This is a genomic window from Streptomyces sp. SX-6, assembly GCF_059089585.1.
This window is the reverse complement of record NZ_JBTHHU010000023.1, coordinates 80,523-102,306: the sequence shown is the minus strand read 5'-3', so window position 1 is coordinate 102,306 and position 21,784 is coordinate 80,523. Positions and strand designations below refer to the sequence as shown.

Annotated in this window: 20 protein-coding genes and 1 pseudogene; 9 read left to right on the top strand and 12 right to left on the bottom strand. The window is 68.3% G+C overall.

The features are described from left to right. The first annotated feature begins 37 nt into the window (after positions 1-37). The 6 genes and pseudogenes from ACV530_RS25045 to ACV530_RS25020 all read left to right on the top strand — a co-directional run bounded on the left by ACV530_RS25045 (position 38) and on the right by ACV530_RS25020 (position 6,130). Positions 38-169, top strand: coding sequence for a hypothetical protein (locus tag ACV530_RS25045; protein WP_494334888.1), 132 nt, complete (start codon positions 38-40; stop codon positions 167-169). Positions 170-381: 212 nt separating this feature from the next. Further along, entirely contained in the window at positions 382-1,809 is a 1,428-nt protein-coding gene (locus ACV530_RS25040) for an amino acid permease (RefSeq protein WP_494334887.1), read from the top strand. 53 nt (positions 1,810-1,862) lie between these two features. Further along, a complete protein-coding gene (locus ACV530_RS25035) occupies positions 1,863-2,621 on the top strand; it encodes an aspartate/glutamate racemase family protein (protein ID WP_494334886.1) in 759 nt (252 codons plus the stop codon). A gap of 447 nt (positions 2,622-3,068) precedes the next feature. Further along, a pseudogene (locus ACV530_RS25030) lies at positions 3,069-3,703 on the top strand (LD-carboxypeptidase). Between the two features lie 567 nt (positions 3,704-4,270). Beyond that, positions 4,271-5,401: an acyltransferase family protein gene (locus ACV530_RS25025; RefSeq protein ID WP_494334885.1), complete on the top strand. Its 1,131-nt coding sequence runs from the start codon at positions 4,271-4,273 to the stop codon at positions 5,399-5,401. A gap of 138 nt (positions 5,402-5,539) precedes the next feature. Then, positions 5,540-6,130 carry a hypothetical protein gene (locus tag ACV530_RS25020; protein ID WP_494334884.1) on the top strand — a complete coding sequence of 197 codons (591 nt, stop codon included), beginning with the start codon at positions 5,540-5,542 and terminating at the stop codon, positions 6,128-6,130. A gap of 13 nt (positions 6,131-6,143) precedes the next feature. On the opposite strand, the gene ACV530_RS25015 is transcribed toward ACV530_RS25020, so the two are convergent. From ACV530_RS25015 to ACV530_RS25000, 4 genes are all read right to left on the bottom strand, one after another. Next, complete coding sequence (locus ACV530_RS25015) at positions 6,144-7,130, bottom strand: ABC transporter permease (protein WP_494334883.1); 987 nt, start codon at positions 7,128-7,130, stop codon at positions 6,144-6,146. Further along, positions 7,127-8,656, bottom strand: coding sequence for a sugar ABC transporter ATP-binding protein (locus ACV530_RS25010; protein WP_494334882.1), 1,530 nt, complete (start codon positions 8,654-8,656; stop codon positions 7,127-7,129). The genes ACV530_RS25015 and ACV530_RS25010 overlap by 4 nt, the downstream gene beginning before the upstream one ends. Continuing rightward, entirely contained in the window at positions 8,653-9,702 is a 1,050-nt protein-coding gene (locus tag ACV530_RS25005) for a sugar ABC transporter substrate-binding protein (protein ID WP_494334905.1), read from the bottom strand. The genes ACV530_RS25010 and ACV530_RS25005 overlap by 4 nt, the downstream gene beginning before the upstream one ends. A gap of 78 nt (positions 9,703-9,780) precedes the next feature. Further along, the gene (locus ACV530_RS25000; protein ID WP_494334881.1) at positions 9,781-10,716 is read right to left on the bottom strand and encodes an AraC family transcriptional regulator; all 936 of its coding nucleotides are present in this window, start codon (positions 10,714-10,716) and stop codon (positions 9,781-9,783) included. A gap of 98 nt (positions 10,717-10,814) precedes the next feature. Here ACV530_RS25000 and ACV530_RS24995 point away from each other — a divergent pair, with 98 nt between their 5' ends. The 3 genes from ACV530_RS24995 to ACV530_RS24985 all read left to right on the top strand — a co-directional run bounded on the left by ACV530_RS24995 (position 10,815) and on the right by ACV530_RS24985 (position 13,233). Further along, positions 10,815-11,687, top strand: coding sequence for an MBL fold metallo-hydrolase (locus ACV530_RS24995; RefSeq protein WP_494334880.1), 873 nt, complete (start codon positions 10,815-10,817; stop codon positions 11,685-11,687). Positions 11,688-11,730: 43 nt separating this feature from the next. Then, positions 11,731-12,702, top strand: a complete 972-nt coding sequence (locus tag ACV530_RS24990) for a threo-3-hydroxy-L-aspartate ammonia-lyase (RefSeq protein ID WP_494334879.1) — start codon at positions 11,731-11,733, stop codon at positions 12,700-12,702. A gap of 216 nt (positions 12,703-12,918) precedes the next feature. Further along, on the top strand, positions 12,919-13,233 hold the full coding sequence (locus ACV530_RS24985) for a hypothetical protein (protein ID WP_494334878.1): 315 nt from the start codon (positions 12,919-12,921) through the stop codon (positions 13,231-13,233). Positions 13,234-13,261: 28 nt separating this feature from the next. Here ACV530_RS24985 and ACV530_RS24980 read toward each other — a convergent pair whose 3' ends face one another. The 8 genes from ACV530_RS24980 to ACV530_RS24945 all read right to left on the bottom strand — a co-directional run bounded on the left by ACV530_RS24980 (position 13,262) and on the right by ACV530_RS24945 (position 21,731). Further along, positions 13,262-14,782 (bottom strand): YfcC family protein, encoded by a 1,521-nt coding sequence (locus ACV530_RS24980; protein ID WP_494334877.1) that lies wholly within the window; start codon positions 14,780-14,782, stop codon positions 13,262-13,264. A 48-nt stretch (positions 14,783-14,830) separates the two neighbouring features. Next, a complete protein-coding gene (locus ACV530_RS24975; protein WP_494334876.1) occupies positions 14,831-16,222 on the bottom strand; it encodes a nucleobase:cation symporter-2 family protein in 1,392 nt (463 codons plus the stop codon). A gap of 137 nt (positions 16,223-16,359) precedes the next feature. After that, the gene (locus ACV530_RS24970) at positions 16,360-17,742 is read right to left on the bottom strand and encodes an 8-oxoguanine deaminase (RefSeq protein WP_494334875.1); all 1,383 of its coding nucleotides are present in this window, start codon (positions 17,740-17,742) and stop codon (positions 16,360-16,362) included. Between the two features lie 16 nt (positions 17,743-17,758). Continuing rightward, entirely contained in the window at positions 17,759-18,688 is a 930-nt protein-coding gene (pucL, locus tag ACV530_RS24965) for a factor-independent urate hydroxylase (protein WP_494334874.1), read from the bottom strand. A gap of 2 nt (positions 18,689-18,690) precedes the next feature. Continuing rightward, positions 18,691-19,512 carry a 2-oxo-4-hydroxy-4-carboxy-5-ureidoimidazoline decarboxylase gene (gene uraD, locus ACV530_RS24960; protein ID WP_494334873.1) on the bottom strand — a complete coding sequence of 274 codons (822 nt, stop codon included), beginning with the start codon at positions 19,510-19,512 and terminating at the stop codon, positions 18,691-18,693. Between the two features lie 123 nt (positions 19,513-19,635). Then, positions 19,636-19,998, bottom strand: a complete 363-nt coding sequence (locus tag ACV530_RS24955) for a helix-turn-helix domain-containing protein (protein WP_494334872.1) — start codon at positions 19,996-19,998, stop codon at positions 19,636-19,638. Then, positions 19,995-20,246, bottom strand: coding sequence for a YkoF family thiamine-binding protein (locus ACV530_RS24950; protein WP_494334904.1), 252 nt, complete (start codon positions 20,244-20,246; stop codon positions 19,995-19,997). The genes ACV530_RS24955 and ACV530_RS24950 overlap by 4 nt, the downstream gene beginning before the upstream one ends. A 33-nt stretch (positions 20,247-20,279) precedes the next feature. Then, positions 20,280-21,731, bottom strand: coding sequence for an amidase (locus ACV530_RS24945; RefSeq protein WP_494334871.1), 1,452 nt, complete (start codon positions 21,729-21,731; stop codon positions 20,280-20,282). Positions 21,732-21,784 lie beyond the last annotated feature (53 nt).

Sequence of the window (21,784 nt, the reverse complement as noted above, 5' to 3'; positions counted from 1 at the left end):
ACGGCAGTTCGCGAAGCCTCCGTGCCAGACTCCGGCTATGACGATCCGATTCCCGCAACCCCTGCGTCCCGGTGACCGCGTCGCCGTCACTTCACCCTCGAGCGGAGTCGGCAAGCAGATGCGCGAGCGTCTGAAGGCGGCGATCAGCACCGTGGTCCAGCGGAAGTGAAGACGGCAGCCTGCTCGGTTACGCTCGTGATCATGATGGTCGCGCCTATGCCCCGGACAGCCCGGCACTCAACTGCCCAGCGTGAACGCTCCATTTACCACGAGCTACAGCTGCCGCGACAGCGATCACTGCCACAGTAGCCGCGGCCCATTCCGCGGCCAACGCTTTCCACGACGGGGCATTTCAACAAATCACGAGGGGGGAGTTTCTTGATGAGTACCACACCGACGGAATTACCGTCCGCGGGCCAGGAAACGAGTAAATTATCGGACAGCGGTGCCGATTCGACTCGTCTTGGCACTGGCCTACGGCCGCGGCACATGACCATGCTTGCTCTCGGAGGGGTGATCGGAGGAGGCCTCTTCGTCGGTTCCGGCGCGGGCATCCGCGTCGCCGGGCCAGGCATTCTCCTTTCTTATCTGGCCGCTGCAGGACTAGCCCTTCTCGTCATGCGCATGCTCGGTGAGCTGGCCGCGGCAATGCCCTCCAGCGGCAGCTTTTCGGTATATGCAGAAAAGGCCCTGGGCAACTGGGCGGGATTCACGGTCGGATGGCTCTACTGGGGAACGCTATGCGTAGCGATCGCAGCCGAGGCGACGGCTGCATCGAAAACTTTGAACGCATGGCTGCCAATGGTCCCCCAGTGGGCATTCACCCTGGCCATCATGCTCCTCTTCACCGCCTTGAACCTATTGGCGGTAAGCTCCTTCGGTGAGTTCGAGTTCTGGTTCGCCGGGCTCAAGGTCGCGGCGATAGTCATGTTTCTTGGACTCGGCGTGGCGGCCATCACCGGTGCCATGCCGGGCAGTGCAGCGCCCGGATTCACCAATCTCACAGGACACGGAGGCTTCCTGCCGCACGGCGCTACCGGAGTGATCACCGGAGTTCTGGCAGTGCTGTTCTCCTTCGGTGGTCTGGAAGTGGTGACCATCGCGGCGGCCGAGTCCACCAATCCGTCCGGCTCAGTCGCGCGAGCCGTACGCAGCGCCGTGTTTCGGATCCTGGTTTTCTACGTCGGCAGCATTGGTGTCATCGTCACGTTGCTGCCGTGGGACTCCGCCGTGGTGGGGCGCAGCCCCTTTGTTGCGATGCTCGATCAAATCGGCGTGCCCGCAGCAGCCCACATCATGGATGCCGTCATTCTGGTGGCACTGCTGTCGTCACTGAACGCCAGCATGTACGGTGCGTCGCGCATGATCTTTTCTCTGGCCAGCCGGAGAATCGCTCCGCCCGCGTTGACGAAAACGTCAGCCAGCGGCACGCCGCGACTGGCAGTCGCCGCTTCGGCAGGATTCGGTTTCTTTGCCGTGCTGCTGAATTACTGGTGGCCGGACACCGTATTCCAGTATCTCCTCGAGTCGGCCGGCGGGGCGCTGCTCGTCGTATGGATCGCGGTTGCCGTGTCACAGGTGATATTGCGCAGGCGCCTGGAACGGGAAACACCGGAACTGCTGGTGGTTCGCATGTGGGGCTTCCCGTACCTGTCTTGGTTCGCGATAGCGGCAATGGGTGCGATCTTGTTGCTCATGTGCAGCGACGCCACTGCCCGAACGCAACTTCTGGCAACACTGAGCGCAACAATGACACTCGCGTTGATCGCGTTCGTCCGGACCCGGTTGTCGCGTCGGCGCATTTCTTAGCCGACTTATCACGCCTTGCTCACCGTGTTCCATCAGACCTTGAAGGATGACACATGACCAACTCACTGTCAGGCTCGGCTGCCCAGCAGATACCTGGGCGGTTCGGTCTCATCGGCGGTGTCGGTCCGGATGCCTCTTCCGACCTGTACTTGAGGGTCGTAGCCGAATATCAATCGCGTTTGCACGGCGCTTATCCGGACGTGGTGATGCATAGTGTTCCGCTCCCGGCCAAGCTTGAGCAAGCTTTCGTCAGGGGCCACTTCGACACCGCGGAAGAATCTGAAGTCGACCGCCTGCTGACCCAGTCACTGGACGTGTTGGAAGCTTCTGGTGCCACATGCGTGGGGCTGGCGTGCAACACGCTGCACACCTATCTCAGGCCACTGGTACGGGAGCGTGACATCGACCTTCTCGACATGGTCGAAGCAGCGCTGCGCCGCCTGCGCGATTCCGGGCACCGCCGTGTCCTCCTGCTCGCCACGGCGGCCACCGTCCGGTCCGGCCTGTACAGCGACTGCGCCGCTGAGTTCGGAGTGGAGATCGTCGCTCCCGACGAGGCCGGCCAGAATATTGTGCAGACGGCGATCATGGACCTTATTCGCTTCGCGGACCCCGATGAACCGGCCGCCGTCATGAAGGAGTTCGCAGCCACGCTCCCGGCGGATATAGACGCCGTACTGTATGGGTGCACAGATCTCACGGCGCTGAGAGACCATGACATCTTCTCGGTTCCCGTCGTGGACAGCTTGAGTTGCCTCACCGATGCCTGCGTGGACTTCCTGTCTCGCGTTGGTGTGGCAGCCGCGTCGTAGTCAGCCCTGGCTGTTCAGCAGTATGGGGCGATCTGCTGCCGTGACAGCAGAAAGGCACCCTGACCCGCGTGGATGTGAGCTCCAGTCCGCATCCGCCGCAGAAGTCGGGGTGCCTTTCCGATGGTTGGGTGTACGGGTACTGCAGCCGGAGACCTTGCAGGGAGGCTGTCGTCACCGGGAAGGAACGCCACCCGGGCGTCAGCCGAGTCGGCGACCCGCATCGCCGCCATCCGGGATCACGTGCTGCGTTTAAGGCAACTTGACAGCCGACTGCCGGCATTTCGAGAGTCGGATACACCGTTCACCGCGACCCAACCATGGGAAATGGGAAGGCAGTTCGCAAAGCCTTCGTGCCAGACTCCGGCCATGACGATCCGATTCCCGGAACCCCTGCGTCCCGGTGACCGCGTCGCCGTCACTTCACCCTCGAGCGGAGTCGGCGAGCAGATGCGCGAGCGTCTGAAGGTGGCGATCAGCACCGTGGAGGCACGGGGCTACGAAGTGACCGTCGGCCGCTGCATGGACGGTACGGGACACGTCAGCGCCCCCGCGGCGGAGCGCGCGGCCGAGCTGACGGCGATGCTGACGGAGCCTGGCATCAAGGCCGTTGTGCCGCCGTGGGGCGGGGAGACCGCCATCGACCTGCTCCCCCTTCTCGACTGGGACCGGATACGCGAGGCCGAACCCACCTGGCTGGTCGGGTTCTCCGACATGTCGACCGCCCTCACCCCGCTGACGCTGTCGCCGCCTTCGCCCGCGCTCACGCCCCCGAAGGGCTGCTGGTCTATGTGGAGGCGTCCGACAACGAGGCCTACACGATCTGCCGCAACCTCCACGGCATGCGCCTGGCAGGATTCTTCGACGCCGCGAACGCCGTGCTCGTCGGCCGGACTTCGGCACCCGACCGGGATTCGCTGACCCAGCACGAGGCCGTACTGGACGCGCTCGGGCCGCTCGGCGTTCCCATCATCGCCGATGTCGAGTGCGGCCACATCGCACCGCACGTGCCCCTCGTCAACGGAGCGCACGGCCGCGTCGTACACACCTCGGCCCGCCACGAACTCGTGCAGACACTGGACTGAGGCTGGCGGCGCAGGCGGTCCGTCTCTTCGATGCACCGCCAGTCGCCGTGGAGGACCTCTGAGTAGGCGGTGACCCCGCGTGGGGCCCAGCGGGGGCGCCGCCCCGCGTGTTACCTACGTCTCGCCGAGTCCCCACGAATACCCCCAGCCTCACCACACAGCTACGCTGTGCAGGCCAGTGTCAACGCCAATGTCGTCTACATCGTTCGTAGAACATGGTGTGATCTGCTTCACCAGCTGACACGATGGCTCGGAAACAGTGCAGTGGACCGACCCGGAGCCGCGTCAAGGCCCCGGGCGTCGCTCGGAAGGCAGGAAGAAGAGGCATGCTCTCCGGACGTCTGCACATGACACGGCCCGCCAGGGCCGACGGTCGCACCCCGACGGCATCCCCACGTGCCGGGTCGACAACAGTCCGGTCCGTCGCCCCCCGCGCATGCTGACCAGAACGCCCGGCCATTTACCCCCTGTCGTGGAAATGAGCCCCTTCATGCCGTCCCGGCGAGGACCCGCAGCCTCGATGACTGTCGCGCGCTCGCCTCTCTTTCAACGCTTGGAATTCCATTAGTGAGCCAGATAACACCTGTCGCTCCAAAGCTGTCCAGTGAGCCTTCCATATCCCAGGTGCGCCTGGACTCGCTCACAGGGCTGCGCTGGTTCGCGGCACTGCTTGTCCTCCTCTACCACTTCGGTTACGAGGAGACAGTCTCCGGAACTGCCAAGAATGTCCAGTTGCTGAAGAATGTCGTATATGCCGGACCTTCGGCAGTTTCCTTCTTCTTCATCCTGTCCGGGTTCGTATTGGCCTGGTCGGCACGGTCACGCGACACGGTCACCGGATTCTGGCGGCGGCGCTTCGCCCGCATCTACCCGAGCCACTTTGTGACCTTCTGCGTCGCTGTGGTCATGCTCATCTGGATGGGCAAGGCCCTCGATCCGAACATCGCGCTGGCGAACCTCACCCTGACCCAGTCCTGGATACCGAACCGGAACGACTGGTGGTTCGGGTACAACGGCGTGTCCTGGTCGTTGAGCTGCGAGGCTCTCTTCTACCTCTCGTTCCCCTTCCTGATCAAGGTGATCCGGAAGTTCTCGCCCCGGGGGCTGTGGGCGACCGTGATCGTGGGCAATCTGTGCGTCGTACTCCTTCCGTTCTTCACCAGGACCATCGGGGACACGCTCGGGTGGAACTCGAAGTACGCGCTCTACATCCTGCCTCCCGTGCGGATGATCGAGTTCGTCATCGGTATCGCCGTCGCGCTGCTGGTCAAGAACGGGCACTGGCGTGGGCCGGGGCTGGTTGCCAGCCTTGCGCTGTCCACCATGGTCGTGTTCGGGCCGATCCATCTCCTGCCGTACAACTTCCACTGGGGGGCCGTCACGGTCATCCCGTACACCCTCACCATCGCGGCCGCCGCCCGCTCCGATGTCCGGGGCGAGCCGTCGCCCTTCCGGAACCGGTACATCGTGTACCTGGGTGAAATATCCTTCGCCCTTTACCTCGTGCACGAGATGGTGATTTTCAGCGCCAACTATTTCCTGCGCCAGCACCACTTCACGATTCCCCTGACCCTGCACCTGGGTCTGCTCCTCGCAATTTCCATTGCCGGCGCGATACTGCTCCATGAGTTCGTGGAGAAGCCCGGCGTGAAGCTGCTCACCAAACGGAAGCGAAAGCCGCAACACGCTCCGGTGTGAGCGACGGCAGAACTGCAGCAGGGGGCGCGGGAGTTTCCCGCGCCCCCTGCTGCATCGGCCCGAACTCCCTTGCGTACACTCGGTGGCCGCTTCCGGCCGCACTGGCCGGGCAAGCACCACTGGACAACGGGGGAAACCTTGCGCACCACCAAGAAGGCCGCCTTCGCCGCCGTGGCCGCGTTCGCCGCTCTGGCGCTGACGGCCTGCAACCCGTCGGACGACGGCAAGAAGTCCGGCGCGAAGTCGGACAACCTGAAGTCGGAGAACCTCAAGGCCGGGCAGCCCGCGTCCGAGAAGCAGGAGCGCCAGGCGGACAACAAGAAGGGCGAGTTCACCGTCACCGGGCAGCGCGTAGTGATGGGCAAGCCCGAGAACCTCAAGGGCGACGAGAAAGACGCGAAGAAGTACGCGGGCAAGACCGTCGCGTACGTCTACCTCAGCGCCAAGCTAAGCGGCGGCGACGCTCCCATGCAGCCTCCCATGTTGTCCACCGACATCGGTGCTCTCACCGAGGGCGACCAGCCCGCGACCCACCTCATCGTCATCGGCAGCCTTCCCGGCACCCCGGCCGACTGCAACGACACGGGCAACAAGACCCTCTGGAAGATGGGCGAGGAGCGCACCTTCTGCCAGCCCATCGTCATCCCGGAGGGCAAGAAGGTCACCTACATCACCTTCGGTCGCGGCTTCTACAAGGAGCCGATGAAGTGGGCCCTGGACAACAAGTGACCGACCCGCTGCCTCACTCCTGCTTCTCGCCGGACGCGAAGCGGGAGATGACCAGAGCGGCAATGATGATCGCCCCATTGAGGAACTGATTCCACAGCGGGGGGACACCGGCCAACGTCATGATGTTGACGACCAGTTGAAGGGTGAGCACTCCGGTGAGCGCCCCGAACAGCGTGCCCTTCCCGCCGTTGAGACTCACGCCGCCGATGACCGTGGCGGCGAACACCTGGAAGATCCAGCCGCTTCCCTGGCTCGCGGACACCGCGCCGTAGTGGCCGGTGTAGAGGATGCCGGCGAAGGCCGCGAGCACGCCGGCCAGGACCAGTACGACGCAGATGACGCGGTCGATGCGGATGCCGGCCGTGCGCGCGGCCTCGGGGTTGCCGCCGACGGCGTACAGGGCCCGGCCGTGTCCGAACCAGGCGAGCGCGCATCCGCCGGCCAGGAACAGCAGGCCGGTGATCCAGATCGCGGCGGGCACACCGAGCCAGTCGGCCTGTCCGAGGTAGGTGAACGACTCGGGCAGGCCGACGACGGACTGCCCCTCGGAGATGGCGATCTGCAGGCCGCGCCACATGGTCAGCCCGCCGAGGGTGACGATGAATCCGTTGAGCCGCAGCTTGAGGATCATGAAGGCGTTGAGGCCACCGATCAGCGCGCCGACCAGCAGGCACACCGGGACGGAGTACGACCCCGGCAGCAGGCCCACGGTGCTGAACCGTCCGTCGGCGGGCGGCAGGACCAGCCACATCGCCACGACGGGGGCGAGGCCGATCGTGGACTCCAGGGAGAGATCCATGCGCCCGGCGATGAGGACGAGCGCCTCCGCCAGCACCAGCAGGCCGAGTTCCGTGGAACTCTGCGCGACATTCACCAGGTTGTCGGCGGTCAGGAACGCGGGCGAGACGATGAAACCGGTCACTCCCAGGACCAGCAGCACAGGGACCAGGGAGAAGTCGCGGTAGCGCGCGAGGCCGGAACCTCTCCTCATCCTCCTCATCGTTGTCCCTCTTCGTGCGTGCCGAGCACGCCTTCCATTGCGGCGACCAGTTGTTCGTCACTCCAGCCGCGCCCGAACTCGGCCACGACCCGGCCGTGGAACATGGCCACGACCCGGTCGCACGCCCGCAGGTCGTCCAGTTCGTCGGAGACGATCAGCGCGGCCCTGCCCTCGTCCGCGACCTGCCTGATCCTGCCGAGCAGGAACTCCTTCGACTTGACGTCGACGCCGTTGGCCGGACGGATCGCGACGAGCACATGGGGGTCGGTGGCCAGCGCCCTGGCGACGACGACCTTCTGCTGATTGCCACCGGACAGTGCCGCGACGGGCGTCATGGGGCCCGGCGTCCTGATGTCCAGGTCCTTGATCATGCGCTCGGCGAACGCCCTGGCCCGGGACGGGAGGACCATGCCGAACGGTCCGAGCCGGCCCCTCACGGCGAGCGTGAGCGTGGCGTTCTCCGCCACGCTGCGGTCGACGACCAGGCCCTGCAGATGCCGGTCCTCCGGTACGAGCCCGACTCCCGCCTTCAGCGCCGCCGCCACATCGCCACCGCGCACCGTGCGGCCCGCCACCGCGATCCGCCCGGCCTCGGCGCGGTGCAGCCCCGCGACGGTCTCGCCCGCCCGGGCGTTGCCGCTCGCCGCGTTGCCCGCCAGGCCCACGACCTCCCCGGCCCGCACGGTGAGGGAAAGGCTGTGGAACGCGCCGGGAAGCGTCAGCCCGTCGACCGACAGCAGCTCCCGCCCCGCCGTACGGACAACAGGACCGGAGCCGGCACCAGCGGGGGATTCCGGCTCGCCGGTCATCGCCTCCACCAGTGCCGCGGGCCCGAGTCGGGACACCGGAGCGCTCACGACATGGCGCGCGTCGCGGTAGACCGTGACGCGGCCGCACAGGTCGTAGACCTCCCGCAGGTGATGCGAGATGAACAGGAACGCCACCCCCTGTCCTTGCAGCTCCCGCACCTTGGCGAAGAGAAGCCCGATGCCCCGGGCGTCGAGCTTGGCGGTCGGCTCGTCGAGGATGACGAACGCGGCTCCGCAGGACAGCGCGCGGGCGATCTCCACGAACTGTCGCTGCTCGACGGCGAGTTCACCGGCCCGGCGTCTCGGATCGATGTCCAGGCCGTATGCGCCCAGCAGTTCCCCGGCCCGGCGGTGCAGCTCCCGCCAGCGGATGGGCCGCAGCATCGACGTGCTCTGGCGGCCGAGGAAGAGGTTCTCGGTGACCGTGAGGCCGGGGAGGATGGTGGACCGCTGGTGGACACAGGCCACGCGGGATCGCCAGGCCTTGGTGTCGCCGAAGGCGGGGGCGGGCTCGCCGTTGAAGGTGAGAGTGCCGGTGTCCGGCTTTCGAAGGCCCGTGAGAAGGGCGACCAGCGTGGACTTGCCCGCGCCGTTACGGCCCACCAGAGCGTGTATCTCCCCCGGCATGACGGTGATGTGGGCATCGCGCAGCGCGACGGTGGCACCGAAACGTTTGGAGACACCGGTCGCCTCGGCCACCGGGACGTGGGCGGTCATGCGCCACCGTTGGCCCAGAGCGAGACGTCGTCGACGTTCTCGATGGTCACCAAGGGCGCGGGAAGCTGGTCCTCGAGACCATTGGGGAGTTTGACGATGGTCGAGTCGTGGCCGGTTTTGCCAGGGCTGAATTCCTTGCCCGCGGTTGCCTCCCGGGCGTAGTACAGCGCGTACTTGGCATAGAGGTCGGCAGGCTGGGAGACCGTGGCATCGATCTCCTTCTTGCGGATGGCGTCGAGTTCCTGCGGGATACCGTCGTTGGAGACAATGCTGATGTGTCCCGGCTCGCCCGTCGGCTTGAGCAGGTCCTTCTGCTTGAGGAGCGTGAGGGTGGGGTCGAGGAACACTCCGCCGGCCTGCAGGTAGATGCCGTTGATGTCGGGGTGCTGGGTCAGCAGAGTCTGCAGCTTGTTGGAGGCGACGTCGCCCTTCCAGTCGGTGGGCAGCGGGAAGACGGTGATGCCGGGGAACTCCTTCTTCATGCAATCGGCAAAGGCTTCCGAACGGTCCCTTCCGTTGATGGACTTCAGGTCGCCCTGGAGCTCTGCGACCTTGCCCTTGCCGCCCAGCCGCCTTCCCAGGAACTCGCACGCCTTGGTGCCGTAGGCACGGTTGTCGGCGCGTACGACCATGTAGACCGGTCCCGCTTTCGCGTCGGGCCTGGTATCGACGCTGATGACGGGAATCCTCCTGCCCTCGAGCTTCTTCAGGGTCCCGGAGATGGCGCCGGTGTCCTGCGGTGCCATGACGATGGCCTTTGCGCCGGTGCTCGCGAAGACCAGGGCGTTGGATGCCAACTGGTTTATGTCGTTCTGGGAGTTACTGGTCGGCAGCAGCCTCACCTCGGCGCCGGACTTCGACTTGTCGATGTACTTGGCGTACGAGTTCCAGAAGTCGGAGTCGGAGCGCGGCAGGTCGACGCCGATCGAGGGGCTGTTTTTCCCTTCACTGCCGTTGTCGCTTCCACGGTTGCACGCGGTGGCAAGTCCCACAGCCATGACCGCTGTTGCGGCTACGGCGACCGTACGAACATCGACGAGCTTCATGGCGCGCACGCCCCCTATGATGTTCCGCGAATGGTGGGGAGGTTACGAGAGCACCGACCCGATGACAAGAGTGAGTCTTTACGCACCCGGCCTGTCCGAAAACGGTCCGAGCCCGACCCGCCAGCGCCCCGGAGTCGTACCGAAGGTCCGCTTGAACGCGTGCGAGAACGCGAACGGCGAGCTGTAGCCCACCCGTTGGGCGACCGACTCCACCGATGCCCGCGGCTCGCGCAGCAGGTCGGCCGCGCGGGTCATCCGCCACCACGTCACGTACGCCATCGGCGCCCGCCCCACCAGGGCGGTGAACCGCCGGTTGAGCGTGGCCCGTGACACCCCGGCCTGTGCGGCCAAGGACTCGGCGGTCCACGGCCGGGCGGGGTCGTCGTGAACCGCCCGGAGAGCGGCGGCCACCACGGGGTCGCTCAGAGCGGCGGGCCAGCCGACGCACCCCTCGCTCGCGGCGCAGTCCGCCATCCAGGCCCGCACCGCATAGACGAGCAACAGGTCCAGCAACCCCGGGAGCACGACGCCCGCGCCGGGCCGGGAGCCGTCGACTTCGGTGGCCAGCAAGGCGACAGCCGACCACAACTCCGGGTGACGGCCGGATCCGGCAGGCAGGTGGATGACATCGGGCAGGTCGGTCATCAGCGGATGCGCATGCGTACGGTCGAGCCGGTACTTGCCGCAGAGAAACTCAACTCCGCTGTCCGCCGAGCCGTCGAGCTCAGCGCGCCATTCCTCGAACGGCACGGCGCGCTCGACCGTACGAGGATCCGCAGGCGCATCGGCCATGACGTGCTCGCTGCCATGCGGCAGCAGGACCACGTCCCCCGTCTCAAGGGTGATCGCGGGTCCATCGCCCGACAGCAGCCAGCAACTTCCCTCCAGCACCACATGGAACCCTGCCCCACTGTACGCGGAGAGACGGCTGCACCACGTCCCGCCGGCGCGCACCCGCTCCGACGACGGTTGTCCGACCCGCACGGCCGCTATCGCATCGCTCACCACGTCCACCGGGCGAGAGTACCCACTCTCACTCATGAGCCGTACGCATATGTACATGAGCCGAGCATGCATTGATCGGCTCACAGCGCCCCACCTACGCTCGCCCCATGCGCAGCATCACATTCGGCACCGTCGAGGTCACCCGGGTCCTCGAGGCCCAGGTCCCCTTCGCCCCCGCCCGCACGATCGTCCCGGACAGCAGTCCCGCCACCTGGCAGAGCAACGCGTCCTGGCTCGCGCCCGACCACTGGATACCCGAAGACGACATGTACGTCGGCGCGTTGCAGACGTGGGTGATCCGCAGCGGAGGCAGGACGATCCTCGTCGACACCGGCCTCGGCCGGAACGCGCCGAGCGTGCCCGCGTCCGACGCCCTCCGCACGAACCTGACGGACGGACTGGCCGCGGCCGGCATCGCGCCGGAGGACGTCGACATCGTCGTCAACACCCACCTCCACAACGACCACGTGGGCTGGAACACCACCGAGCAGGCCGACGGCAGCCTCGTGCCGACGTTCCCCAACGCCGAGTACCTTCTCCCGGCGGCCGATGACGCCTACTTCGGCCGAAGCAGCGGTGAAGCCGACCGCCAGGTCTACGACGGCTGCGTCCGTCCCCTCCACGACGCGGGCCGGGCCGTCCTGTGGGAGGGCACCCACCGCATCGACGCGCACCTCGTCCTCGAGGCGGCGCCCGGTCACACGCCCGGGTCGTCCGTGCTGCGGCTGGACTCCGGCGGGGACCGGGCCGTGTTCGTCGGGGACATCCTGCACAGCCCCGTACAGATCCTCGAGCCCGACGACAACAGCTGCTTCTGCGTCGACGCGGGGCAGGCCAGGGCGACCCGCAGGCGCATCCTCGAGCAGGCCGCCGATCGCCGCGAGCTCGTCGTACCCGCGCACTTCGGCGGACACGGCGCGGCGGAAGTGCGACGTGACGGAGCACGATTCGCGATCTCCCGGTGGGCGGCGTTCTCCTGAGAAGGTTGGCAGTGCCACTGATCCGCATATCGAGGAGCACCACATGGACCGGCTTCCCACCTACGACGACGTCCTCGCCGCCGCGGACCGTATCGAGGGCCACGCGCACCGCACTCCGCTCCTGCGCTCGAGAGTGGTCGACGAGCAGACGGGCGCGCAGGTGGTGTTCAAGTGCGAGAACTTCCAGCGTGTGGGGGCCTTCAAGTTCCGCGGGGCGTTCAACGCCCTGTCGCGGTTCTCTCCGGAGCAGCGGCGGGCCGGGGTGGTGGCGGGCTCCTCGGGCAACCATGCCCAGGCCGTCGCCCTCGCGGCCCGGCTGCTGGAGATCCCGGCCACGATCGTCATGCCGCACGACGCGCCGGCCGCGAAGCGGGCGGCAACCGAGGCCTACGGGGGACGGGTCATCGGCTACGACCGCTACACCGAGAGCCGGGAGGAGATCGTGCAGGCACTGGCCACCGAGCATGGACTCACGCTGATCCCGCCCTACGACCACCCCGATGTGATCGCCGGGCAGGGCACCGCGGCGAAGGAGCTCTTCGAGGAGGCCGGTGAACTCGACGCGCTCTTCGTGCCGTTGGGCGGCGGCGGACTGCTCTCCGGGACGCTGCTGTCGGCCCGGGCGCTGTCGCCGCAGTGCCGCGTCTTCGGCGTGGAACCGGAAGCGGGCAACGACGCCCAGCAGTCGCTGCGCGAGGGACGCATCGTCCACATCGACACCCCGAAGACGATTGCCGACGGGGCACAGACCGAGCACATCGGCGTCATCCCTTTCGGCATCCTCCTGCGCGAGGCGCCGACCGTGCTCACCGCGACCGATGACGAACTGGTCGAGGCGATGCGGATCTTCGCGTCGATCATGAAGATCGTGGTCGAGCCGACGGGGTGCCTGGGATTCGCCGCCCTGCGCGGCATGGCGGACCAGTTGCGCGGGCAGCGCGTCGGCGTGATCATCAGCGGCGGCAACATCGACCTCGCGCGCTACGCGTCCCTTCTGACTCCCCTGACTTCCTGAACTCCACCGTGCTGCGGCCCGCCAGGGACTACCGTTTCCCAACGGGCCCGCATGACGCGTTGGAGGTCTGATGGGGCAGCCGAGCGACAACGGGCTTCCGGAGGAGGTCGCCTGCCCCGAGTGCGAGGGGACGGGCGACCTGGAGTGGGAGACGCCGGGTGGGCACAGGACCCGGACCTCGTGCAGCCATTGCATGGGGACGGGCACGGTGATCGCGTGACCCTGCTCCCTGAGCGCTACCCGGCCCGTCTGATGCCGGAACAGGTGCCCCTGGGCACGGCGCTGTGCCCGAAGTGCCTGCACTGGCCGATCAAACTGGCGGGGCAGGAGATGTGGCTGTGCATCCCGTGCTACGCGCTGGAGCAGCAGCAGACGGCCCGGATGGCCGGGCAGTCGAAGAGCTTCGTGGGGGCGAACTTCGTCACCGCTGAGTGCCTGGCCTGCGGCAGCGGGGATGTCGACGCCGACGGGCGGCTGTGGTGGTGCCGGTCGTGCTGGATGTCCACGCGGGTGCGCAACGAAGGCCAGTGACGTCGAGGGCCAGTAGCACTCGGGCCACTCAGGCCATGGCCGCTCCCACGGCGACGAACGCACAGATCAGGGCGGCCAGGATCACCAACAGCGGCCAGATGAACCGCAGATAGCGGTCGTAGCCGACCTTCGCCAGGGACACCCCGCCCACCACCACCGCGGTGGTCGGCACCCACAGGTTCATCCAGCCGCTCGCCGCCTGCCACGCCGTGACCGTCACCGCGCGCGAGGCGCCCGCGAAGTCGGCGAGCGGGGCGAGGATCGGCATGGCGAGGGTGGCGTGGCCGGAGGAGGAGGGGATGAGGAACGCCAGCGGCAGGTTGATGAGGAAGACCATGATGCCGAAGAGGGCGGCCGACGTTCCCGACACGGCGCTCTCCACGGAGTGCAGCACGGTGTCCGTGATGCGGGCGTTGTTCATGATGACGGTCACGCCCCGGGCGAGGACGATCGTCAGCGCGGGTGCGATGAAGTCGCCCGCGCCCTGCACGACGAGGGCGCTCAGCCGTTGCTCCCCCAGCCGGGCCACGATCCCGATGAGCAGCGCGGCGACCAGGAACAGGGCCGCCAACTGCGCGAAGGACCAGTCGAGTTCCCAGCCGTACGGCGCGGCGTCGGCGTTGCCGGTGAGGGCTCCCGCCCAGGGGATCACCGAGAAGACCATGAAGACGAAGACGAGGCCGACCATGCCGAGCACGGTCACCTGCAGGCGCGTCAGTGAGGGCGGATGCTCCGCCGCCGCCTCGAGTTCATGGTCGCCGGGCAGGAAGCCGACCAGGGAACGGGCGGGATCCGCACGGACCTTGGCGGCGTACCACAGGACGTAGGCGACGGTGACGCCCGTGAGCACCAGCCACATCGTGAAGCGCAGCCCGATGCCGTCGCCGAGGGAGATCCCGGCGGCCGAGGAGGCGACGCCGGTGGCGAAGGGGTTGACGGTGGAGGCGAGCACGCCGACGCCCGCGCTGAGGATGATCGCGCCGGTGGCGACCATGCGGTCGTAGCCGAGCGCGAGCATCAGGGGGACGAGCAGGCCGTAGAAGCCGAGGGTTTCCTCGGCGAAGCCCTCGACCGTGCCGAGCAGTGAGAAGACGGTCATGATCCCGGCGATCAGGAGGGCGCCGCGGGCGCGCAGCCGGTGGGCGAGGCGTTCGACTCCGCGGTCGAGGGCTCCGGTGGCGAAGACGACGGTGATGAAGACGCCGATGGCGAGGACGAAGAGGAAGACGCCGGCACTGCCGTAGAGCGTGCCGGCGGCGTCGGGGGTGACCTGGCCGGTGGTGACGTCGCGTACGCCGTAGAGGCCGTTGACGGGGGCGAGGAAGAGTTCGCCGAGGCGGTGCGTGAAGTCGCCGGGGGCGGCGGCCCGGTGGTAGGTGCCGTGGATCGGCTTGCCCGCCGGGGTGCGGTCGTAGAGGCCGGAGGGGATGACGAAGGCCAGGGCCCAGACGACGATCGTCACCGCCGTCAGCACGGTCAGAGCGCTGGGAAAGACGAAGCGGTGCTTCTTTTCCGGGCTTTCCGGGCTTTCCGGGCTCTCTTCGCCCATGGTGGAGACCCTCTCGGCGCATTGGGTGTGTTTTGCGCCGATTGTTTCTCAACCGTGCGTTTCGCCCCAGTCGCCACGCGCGGTGGCCACCGGTGGCTCCCCGGCCGGGTCCGGTTCCGGTGCCCGGGTGCGGCGGCGGAGGTGGTTGAAGGCGAGGTTGAGGACGACCGCGGTCAGACACCCGGCACTGACTCCGGAGTTGAGGACGGTCTTCAGCGTCTCGGGGACACCCGCGCCGGCGTAGAAGGTCCGGGACACCACGGGGATCATGCCCAGGCCCAGCGAGACGGCGGCGACCAGCAGATTGTCACCCTGGTCGAGGCCCGCCTTGAGCAGGACGTTCACCCCGCTGACCGCGACCGTGCCGAACAGCACGATGCCCGCGCCGCCGAGCACCGGCTGCGGCACCAGGGCGATGAGCGAGGCGAAGGCGGGGCTGAGGCCCAGGACGACGAACATCACCCCGCACGCCGCGACCGTGAACCGGCTGCGCACCTTGGTGAGGGCGACGAGACCGATGTTCTGGGCGAAGGCGCTGTTGGCGAAGCCGTTGAAGAGCGGGCTCAGGGCGGTGCCGAGTGTGTCGGCGCGCAGGCCGCCCGCGATGACCTTCTCATCGGCCCTGCGGCCGACGATCTCGCCGAGCGCGAGCATGTCGGCAGTGCTCTCCGTCATGCACACCAGCATCAGGATGCACATCGACACGCTCGCGGAGACCGTGAACACCGGATGCCCGAAGTGGAAGGGCTCCGGGAAGCCGACCAGGGCCGCGTGCCGGGTGGCCGTGGTGTCCACCGCCCCGGCCGGGATGGCGAGCAGCGTGCCGGCGGCCATGCCCAGCAGGATGGAGATCTGCTGGAGGAAGCCGGTCAGCAGCCGTCGCAGGACGAGCACGATCACCAGAGTCCCGCCGGCCAGGCCGAGGTTGGTGAGGGAGGCGGGACGGTCGGGATGGCTGCCCTGGATCCAGCCGAAGGAGACCGGCAGCAGGGTGAGCCCGATGAGGGTGATGACGGTGCCGCTGACGACGGGCGGGAAGAAGCGGACGAGCCGGCAGAAGTACGGGGCCAGCAGGAAGCCGAGGACGCCCGCGACGATGACGCCGCCGTAGATGACGGGCAAGGCGTTGCGCGCATCGGACTGCTCGTCGGCGATGGCGAGCATCGGCGCGACGCCCGCGAAGGAGACGCCGTTGACGAACGGCATCCTGGCCCCGACCTTCCAGAACCCGATGGTCTGCAGCAGCGTGGCGATGCCCGCCGTGAACAGGCTCGCGCCGACGAGGAAGGTGATCTGCACCGACGGGAGCCCGAGGGCGGCACCGATCACGAGCGGGGGTGCGACGACCCCGGCGTAGCTGGCGGCGACGTGCTGCAGGCCGGTGCTGATCAGCCGTACGGGGGCGGGCAGTTGGTCCACGGGGTGGACATCCACGGCCATGGCGGTCCCTCCTTTCCCAACGATGCGGTGGTCGGAACAAGGACCCGGACAAGGACCCGGACAAGGACCCGAACCAGGGCCCGGACCAGGACCCGGACCCGGCCGGGGTCCGTCCCCCTCGGCCGGGTCCGGGCGGATCAGCCCGCGGCGGCGAGCCGCGCCAGGCGCCGCGCCTCGGTGCGCGCGGCGCGGGCGACCGCGTCCTCGTCGGCGGTGGTCAGCCGCCCGTCCTCGACGACCGTCCGGCCGTTGACCAGGGACAGGGTGACCGGCGCCGGGGGGCCGAGGACGAGGGCGGCGACCGTGTCGGCGATGGTGGAGTGGCCGAGCCCGTCGAGCTTCCACAGCACCAGGTCGGCCAGCTTGCCGGGCTCGAGCGAGCCGATCCCGTCGGCGCGGCCGAGGACGCACGCGCCGCCGTACGTGCCCAGGCGCAGCGCCCGGCGAGCCGTCAGTGCGTGGCCGCTGCCTCCGGCGAGGCGGTTGAGCAGCAGGGCGTTGCGCAGCTCGGTGTGCAGCTCGCCGGACTCGTTGGAGGCGGTGCCGTCGACGCCGAGGCCGACGGGTATGCCCGCCGCGAGCATGGCGGGGACGCGGGCCGTGCCGGCGGCGAGCCGGGCGTTGGAGGAGGGGCAGTGCGCCACACCGGTGCCGGTGCGGGCGAAGGCGGCGATGTCGGAGTCGTTCATGTGGATGCAGTGGGCCATCCACACGTCGTCGCCGAGCCAGCCGGCGGATTCGAGGTAGTCGGTCGGGCCGCGCCCGAACCGCTCCTTGCAGAACTGTTCCTCCTCGACGGTCTCCGAGCCGTGCGTGTGCAGGCGCACACCCTTGCGGCGTGCCAACTCGGCTGCTTCTCGGAGCAGTTCGGTGGAGACGGAGAAGGGCGAGCAGGGGGCGACGCCGATGCGCAGCATCGAGTCGAAGGACGGGTCGTGGTGGGTGTCGATGGCCTGCTCGGTGGCGGTGAGCGCGTCCTCGGTGGTCTCGACGGCGAAGTCCGGCGGCAGCCCGCCCGCGGAGCGGCCGAGGTCCATCGACCCGCGGGTGGGGCTGAAACGTACGCCCAGTTCACGGGCCGCGCGGATCTCGGCGCCGAGGAGGTCCCCGGTGCCGCGCGGGAAGACGTAGTGGTGGTCCATGGCTGTGGTGACGCCGCCGCGCATCATCATCGCGAGGGAGGCCCGCGCGGCCTCGTACACCATCGGTTCGTCGATGCGCGCCCAGACGGGGTAGAGGGCGACGAGCCAGTCGAACAAGCCTGCTTCCTGGGCGAGTCCGCGGGTGAGCCACTGGTAGAAGTGGTGATGGGTGTTGACGAGGCCGGGGGTGGCCAGGTGACCGGTGGCGTCGATGCGGCGTACGACACCGGTGAGGTCGCGGGGCGCGGCGCCGGGCCCGAGGGACTCGATCCGGTTGTCCGCGACGACGAGATGGCCGGAGGCGTACTCGGTGTCGTGGGCGTCGACGGTCGCGATCGCGCAGTTCTCGATGACGGTGCGCGTGGGGGGTGCAGCCATGGTGAAGTCCTCGGGGCTAGAGGTTCGTCAGGTCCACCGGGATGCCGGGCTCGGCTCCCTCGCGCAGGACGGTCGCCTCGATCAGGCCGTACGGGCGGTCGGCGGCGTAGTAGACCTCATTGTCGTTCGTGAGCCCGAACGGCTCCAGGTCGACGAGGAAGTGGTGCTTGTTGGGGAGGGAGAGGCGGATCTCGTCGATGCCGGGCAGGCGGTCGATGACGCGGGCGCCCATCGCGTAGAGGGTCTGCTGGAGGGAGAGGGAGTACGTCCCGGCGAAGGCGTGCAGCAGTTCCGCGCGCACCTGCTCGTAGGAGAGGTCCCAGTCGCCGGGCGCGGGCTGCGCGTCGTCCGTCCAGGCGTGCCGCCAGCGGGCGTTGACCTCGGTGGCGAGGATGCGGTCGCGGGTTTCCCGGAGAGTGGTGTAGCGGTCCCTGGCGTAGCCGTGGAACTCCGAGTCGGTGGAGTTCATCACGACGAGGTCCTTGAGCCCCGAGACGATCTGCCACCGTGAGCCGTCGTAGGCGACCTGCGCGGTGCGGGTCTCCCGGCCGCTGCGGACGAACGAGTGCCCGGAGTCCGGGGTGCCGATGCGGTCCCAGGCGTACTCCTCGATCCGGATGCGCGCGGCGTGGATCGGCTCCTGGGTGGTGACGAAGTGGCGGGCGAGGTGGATGCCGAACTGCTCGGCGGACGCGATGCCGTGCTCCTTGGCGAAGGCGAACACGGTGTTCTTGGTCGCGTCCGTGGTGAGGACGTTGGCGTTGGAGCCCTGGAGGTGGACGTCCGTCATCTCCCCGGAGAGGGAGACCGAGACGGCAAGGTCCTTGATGTGGTGGGTGGTTCCGTCGCGGACGATCCGGACGACGCGGTTCTCAGCCTTGCCGTACTGGTTCTGGCCGAGCACCGCGGAGGTGGCGGAAGAGGTGGAAGTGATCGTGTCGGTCACGCCTAGCTCCCTCGGTATACGGAGTAGCCGAACGGGCTGAGCAGCAGCGGTACGTGGTAGTGCTCGCCCGGTACGACGGCGAAGGCGACCGCCACCTCCGGGAAAAACGTTCCGGTCTCGAACACCAGCCGTGCGTGGGTGGCGGTGTCCGGCAGCACGGGAAGGTCCGTGCAGCGCCCGTCGTCGTCGGTCACCGAGGTGCCGAGCGGCATCCACGCGGCGTCGGCGCCGCGGGCGGACAGTCCGACCGCAACTCCCGTGGCGGGACGGCCTGCTGTGGTGTCGAGGATGTGCGTGGACACCGTGGCTCCCTTCCCCGTGGGCTGCGTGACGAGCCGGGCCAGCCGGAGGCGGTTGATCCGGCCCAGCTCCTCCCGAACGATCTCCCGCTCGTGTTCCGGCGGATTGTCGATCCGGTTACGAACGGCGTCACGCAGTTGTTCGGCGGTGAGCCCGGTGGCACAGATCAGGAAGACGTGCCCGAACTTCTCCTGGTAGGCCAGGTTCAGTTCGAGCATCTCGGCCCTGAGGGCGGGCGGGGCACCCGCCATCCCCCGCTGCTCGCGGGCGGAGGCGGCGTCACCCGGCTTGGGCCGGCCGATGGGCGGGTGTCCGGCCATCGCCTCGGCCAGGTCCGCCGGGCGCATCGCCGCAACAGCGGTGTCGGAGGCGGCGAGCAGCGCCTCGGGGTGCGGATAGGGGCGCCGCGCGAGCATCGCCTCGGCCCACGCGGCGCTGGTACAGATCTCGTGCAGGGTGGTACGGGCCGCGTCGTCGTCGGCCGCGTTGAACCGGGAGAGCCCCGGCGTCGCGCTCGAAGTCACGGGAGCCTCCGTGGGGCTTCTCGTCGTGGGGCTTCTCGTCGCACTCGGGTGAGCTGCGCACAGCAAACCTCCTCGACACCCGTGCGTCAACAGTTTGTTGAAGAGTGGACGCCGACTGCCGCCCTAATCCGCCCTGTTGAGGTAGTTGTAAATGGTGAAGCGGCTGACCCCGAGCGCCGACGCCACCGTCTCGACGCCATGCCGCAACCGGAAGGCACCGCGGGCCTCGAGGTTCCGTACGACGGACTGCTTGGCCCTGCGGTCCAGCCGCGCCAGTGGCATGCCGTGGCGGCGCTCGAGGTCGGCCAGGATGTGCTCCAGCGAATCGGAGAAGTGCGGCAGCCGCACGGCCACCACGGCGCGCCCCTCCCAGGACAGCACCACGTCGTCGTGCCCGGCCTCCTCGGGCTCCAGCATCCGGCCGCCCATGGCATCGACGAGAGGCTGGACCGCCTCGCGGAGCGGGTGCTCCTCCGGCGCGGTCACGAACCGTCCCCCTCAACCACGTTCACCTGCAACGACACCCGCGTCGCCCCGGCGTCTATCGCTTCGCGCAACACCCGCTCCACCGCGCCCAATACGGCATCCGCGGGCCCTTCGGCGGTGTTGCCGAAGGGCCCGACGTCCACGGAATCCAGGTCCGCGCTCTGCACGATCTCGCGGGCCACGACGGCGTGCGGCGGTGGCCGGTCGAGATCGAAGGGCTCCGTGGTGAACTCAACTCGCAAACGCAGCATGCGGCCACCGTAGCGGCACGCCAAACGTTGCTACTTCGGCGCCTGGAAGCCGCCGATCTCCTGCTCGAGCAGTTCGGCCAGCCGCAGCGGGGTGCGGTCCTCGTACATCGGGCCGATGAGCTGCACTCCCACCGGCAGACCCTCGGGGGACCGGCCCGCCGGTATGGCCGTGGCGGGCAGGCCGGGCATGGTGGCCAGACCGGCCCAGGCAAGCTGGTCGAAGTACGGGTACTCGACGCCGTCGATGTCGATCCGGCGCTCCCTCGGATCGGGGTTGTGGTCGTGCGGGAACGCGGGAGTCGGCGTGATGGGACACACCACGGCGTCGAACTCGGCGAAGAACTGCCGCCAGCCGTGGCGGTGGAGCTCGCGGCGGCTGTTCGCCTCGATCCAGTCGCGGTGGCTGAACACCATGGCGCGCAACCGCGTCGCATCGAGACTCTGGTCGTCCGCGCTCAGCGCGGCGGCCTGGGTCTGCAGCTGCTCGTACGATTCGATGGGAAAACGTGCGACGGAGCCCGAGATCAGCAACTGCATGTAGAGCACCGCGGCTTCGGTCAGATCGGGCAGCAGCGGGCTGTGCCGTTCGACGCGGGCGCCGCCGTCGGCAAGCGCGTCGGCCACCCGGTTCACACCCGCCCGCACAGCGGACCCGGTCGGAATGAGCGGATGGTCGTCGAGGACCAGGACCCGGAAGTCGCGGAGCCGCTCGTGGCGCGCGGGCGGCAGCGTCAACTCGTGCGCCACACCGAGCGTCAGCGGGTCCGGTCCGGCCATGACGTCGAGCAGGAGCGTGAGGTCGCGGGCACTGCGGGCCATCGGACCGACGACGGCGAGGTCGAGGTCGACCGGCAACGCCGGTGCGTCCGGCGGGACCATACCGCGGGGCGCCACCAGCCCGAGTGTCGGCTTGTGCGCGTAGACACCGCAGAAATGTGCGGGGGTGCGCAGCGAACCGGCGAGGTCGGAGCCGATGGACAGCGCGCCGAACCCGGACGCCAGGGCCGCCGCCGATCCGCCGGAGGATCCACCCGACGTGCGGGCGTGATCCCACGGGTTGTTGGTGGTGCCGTAAATCCCGTTGAAGCTCTGAATGTCCTGCAGCCCCACGGGCACATTGGTCTTGCCGAGCACCACCGCGCCCGCGGCCTTGAGCCGCGACACCTGCACTGCGTCCTCGGCCGGCGTGTAGTCCCGGTGCGGCGTCATGCCCCACGTCGTGGGGAGCCCGGCGACGTTGTAGGACTCCTTGACCGTCACCGGGACGCCGAGCAGCGGCCGGTCCTCACCACGGGCGCGCGCCTGGTCGGCACCGCGCGCGGCGGCCCGCGCGCGGTCGAAGTCCGGCACACAGATCGCGTTGACCGTCTTGTCGGCCCGCTCGATACGGGCGATCGCCTCGTCGGTCAGTTCCACCGAGGTCACTTCACCGGCACGCAAAGCAGCCACGATTTTTTCGGCCGTCTGAAAAATCCACTCCATGAAGCGGACCGTACCCACCCCTCGGACAAGCCATAAAACGCCGCTTCGCGCAA

Excerpts from the sequence above, each read along its gene's own strand:
- ACV530_RS25045 (WP_494334888.1), top strand. The coding sequence starts at position 38 with ATGACGATCCGATTCCCGCAACCCCTGCGTCCCGGTGACCGCGTCGCC.
- ACV530_RS25040 (WP_494334887.1), top strand. The coding sequence starts at position 382 with ATGAGTACCACACCGACGGAATTACCGTCCGCGGGCCAGGAAACGAGT.
- ACV530_RS25035 (WP_494334886.1), top strand. The coding sequence starts at position 1,863 with ATGACCAACTCACTGTCAGGCTCGGCTGCCCAGCAGATACCTGGGCGG.
- ACV530_RS25015 (WP_494334883.1), bottom strand. The coding sequence starts at position 7,130 with ATGAGGAGGATGAGGAGAGGTTCCGGCCTCGCGCGCTACCGCGACTTC.
- ACV530_RS25010 (WP_494334882.1), bottom strand. The coding sequence starts at position 8,656 with ATGACCGCCCACGTCCCGGTGGCCGAGGCGACCGGTGTCTCCAAACGT.
- ACV530_RS25005 (WP_494334905.1), bottom strand. The coding sequence starts at position 9,702 with ATGAAGCTCGTCGATGTTCGTACGGTCGCCGTAGCCGCAACAGCGGTC.
- ACV530_RS24995 (WP_494334880.1), top strand. The coding sequence starts at position 10,815 with ATGCGCAGCATCACATTCGGCACCGTCGAGGTCACCCGGGTCCTCGAG.
- ACV530_RS24990 (WP_494334879.1), top strand. The coding sequence starts at position 11,731 with ATGGACCGGCTTCCCACCTACGACGACGTCCTCGCCGCCGCGGACCGT.
- ACV530_RS24980 (WP_494334877.1), bottom strand. The coding sequence starts at position 14,782 with ATGGGCGAAGAGAGCCCGGAAAGCCCGGAAAGCCCGGAAAAGAAGCAC.
- ACV530_RS24975 (WP_494334876.1), bottom strand. The coding sequence starts at position 16,222 with ATGGCCGTGGATGTCCACCCCGTGGACCAACTGCCCGCCCCCGTACGG.
- ACV530_RS24970 (WP_494334875.1), bottom strand. The coding sequence starts at position 17,742 with ATGGCTGCACCCCCCACGCGCACCGTCATCGAGAACTGCGCGATCGCG.
- ACV530_RS24945 (WP_494334871.1), bottom strand. The coding sequence starts at position 21,731 with ATGGAGTGGATTTTTCAGACGGCCGAAAAAATCGTGGCTGCTTTGCGT.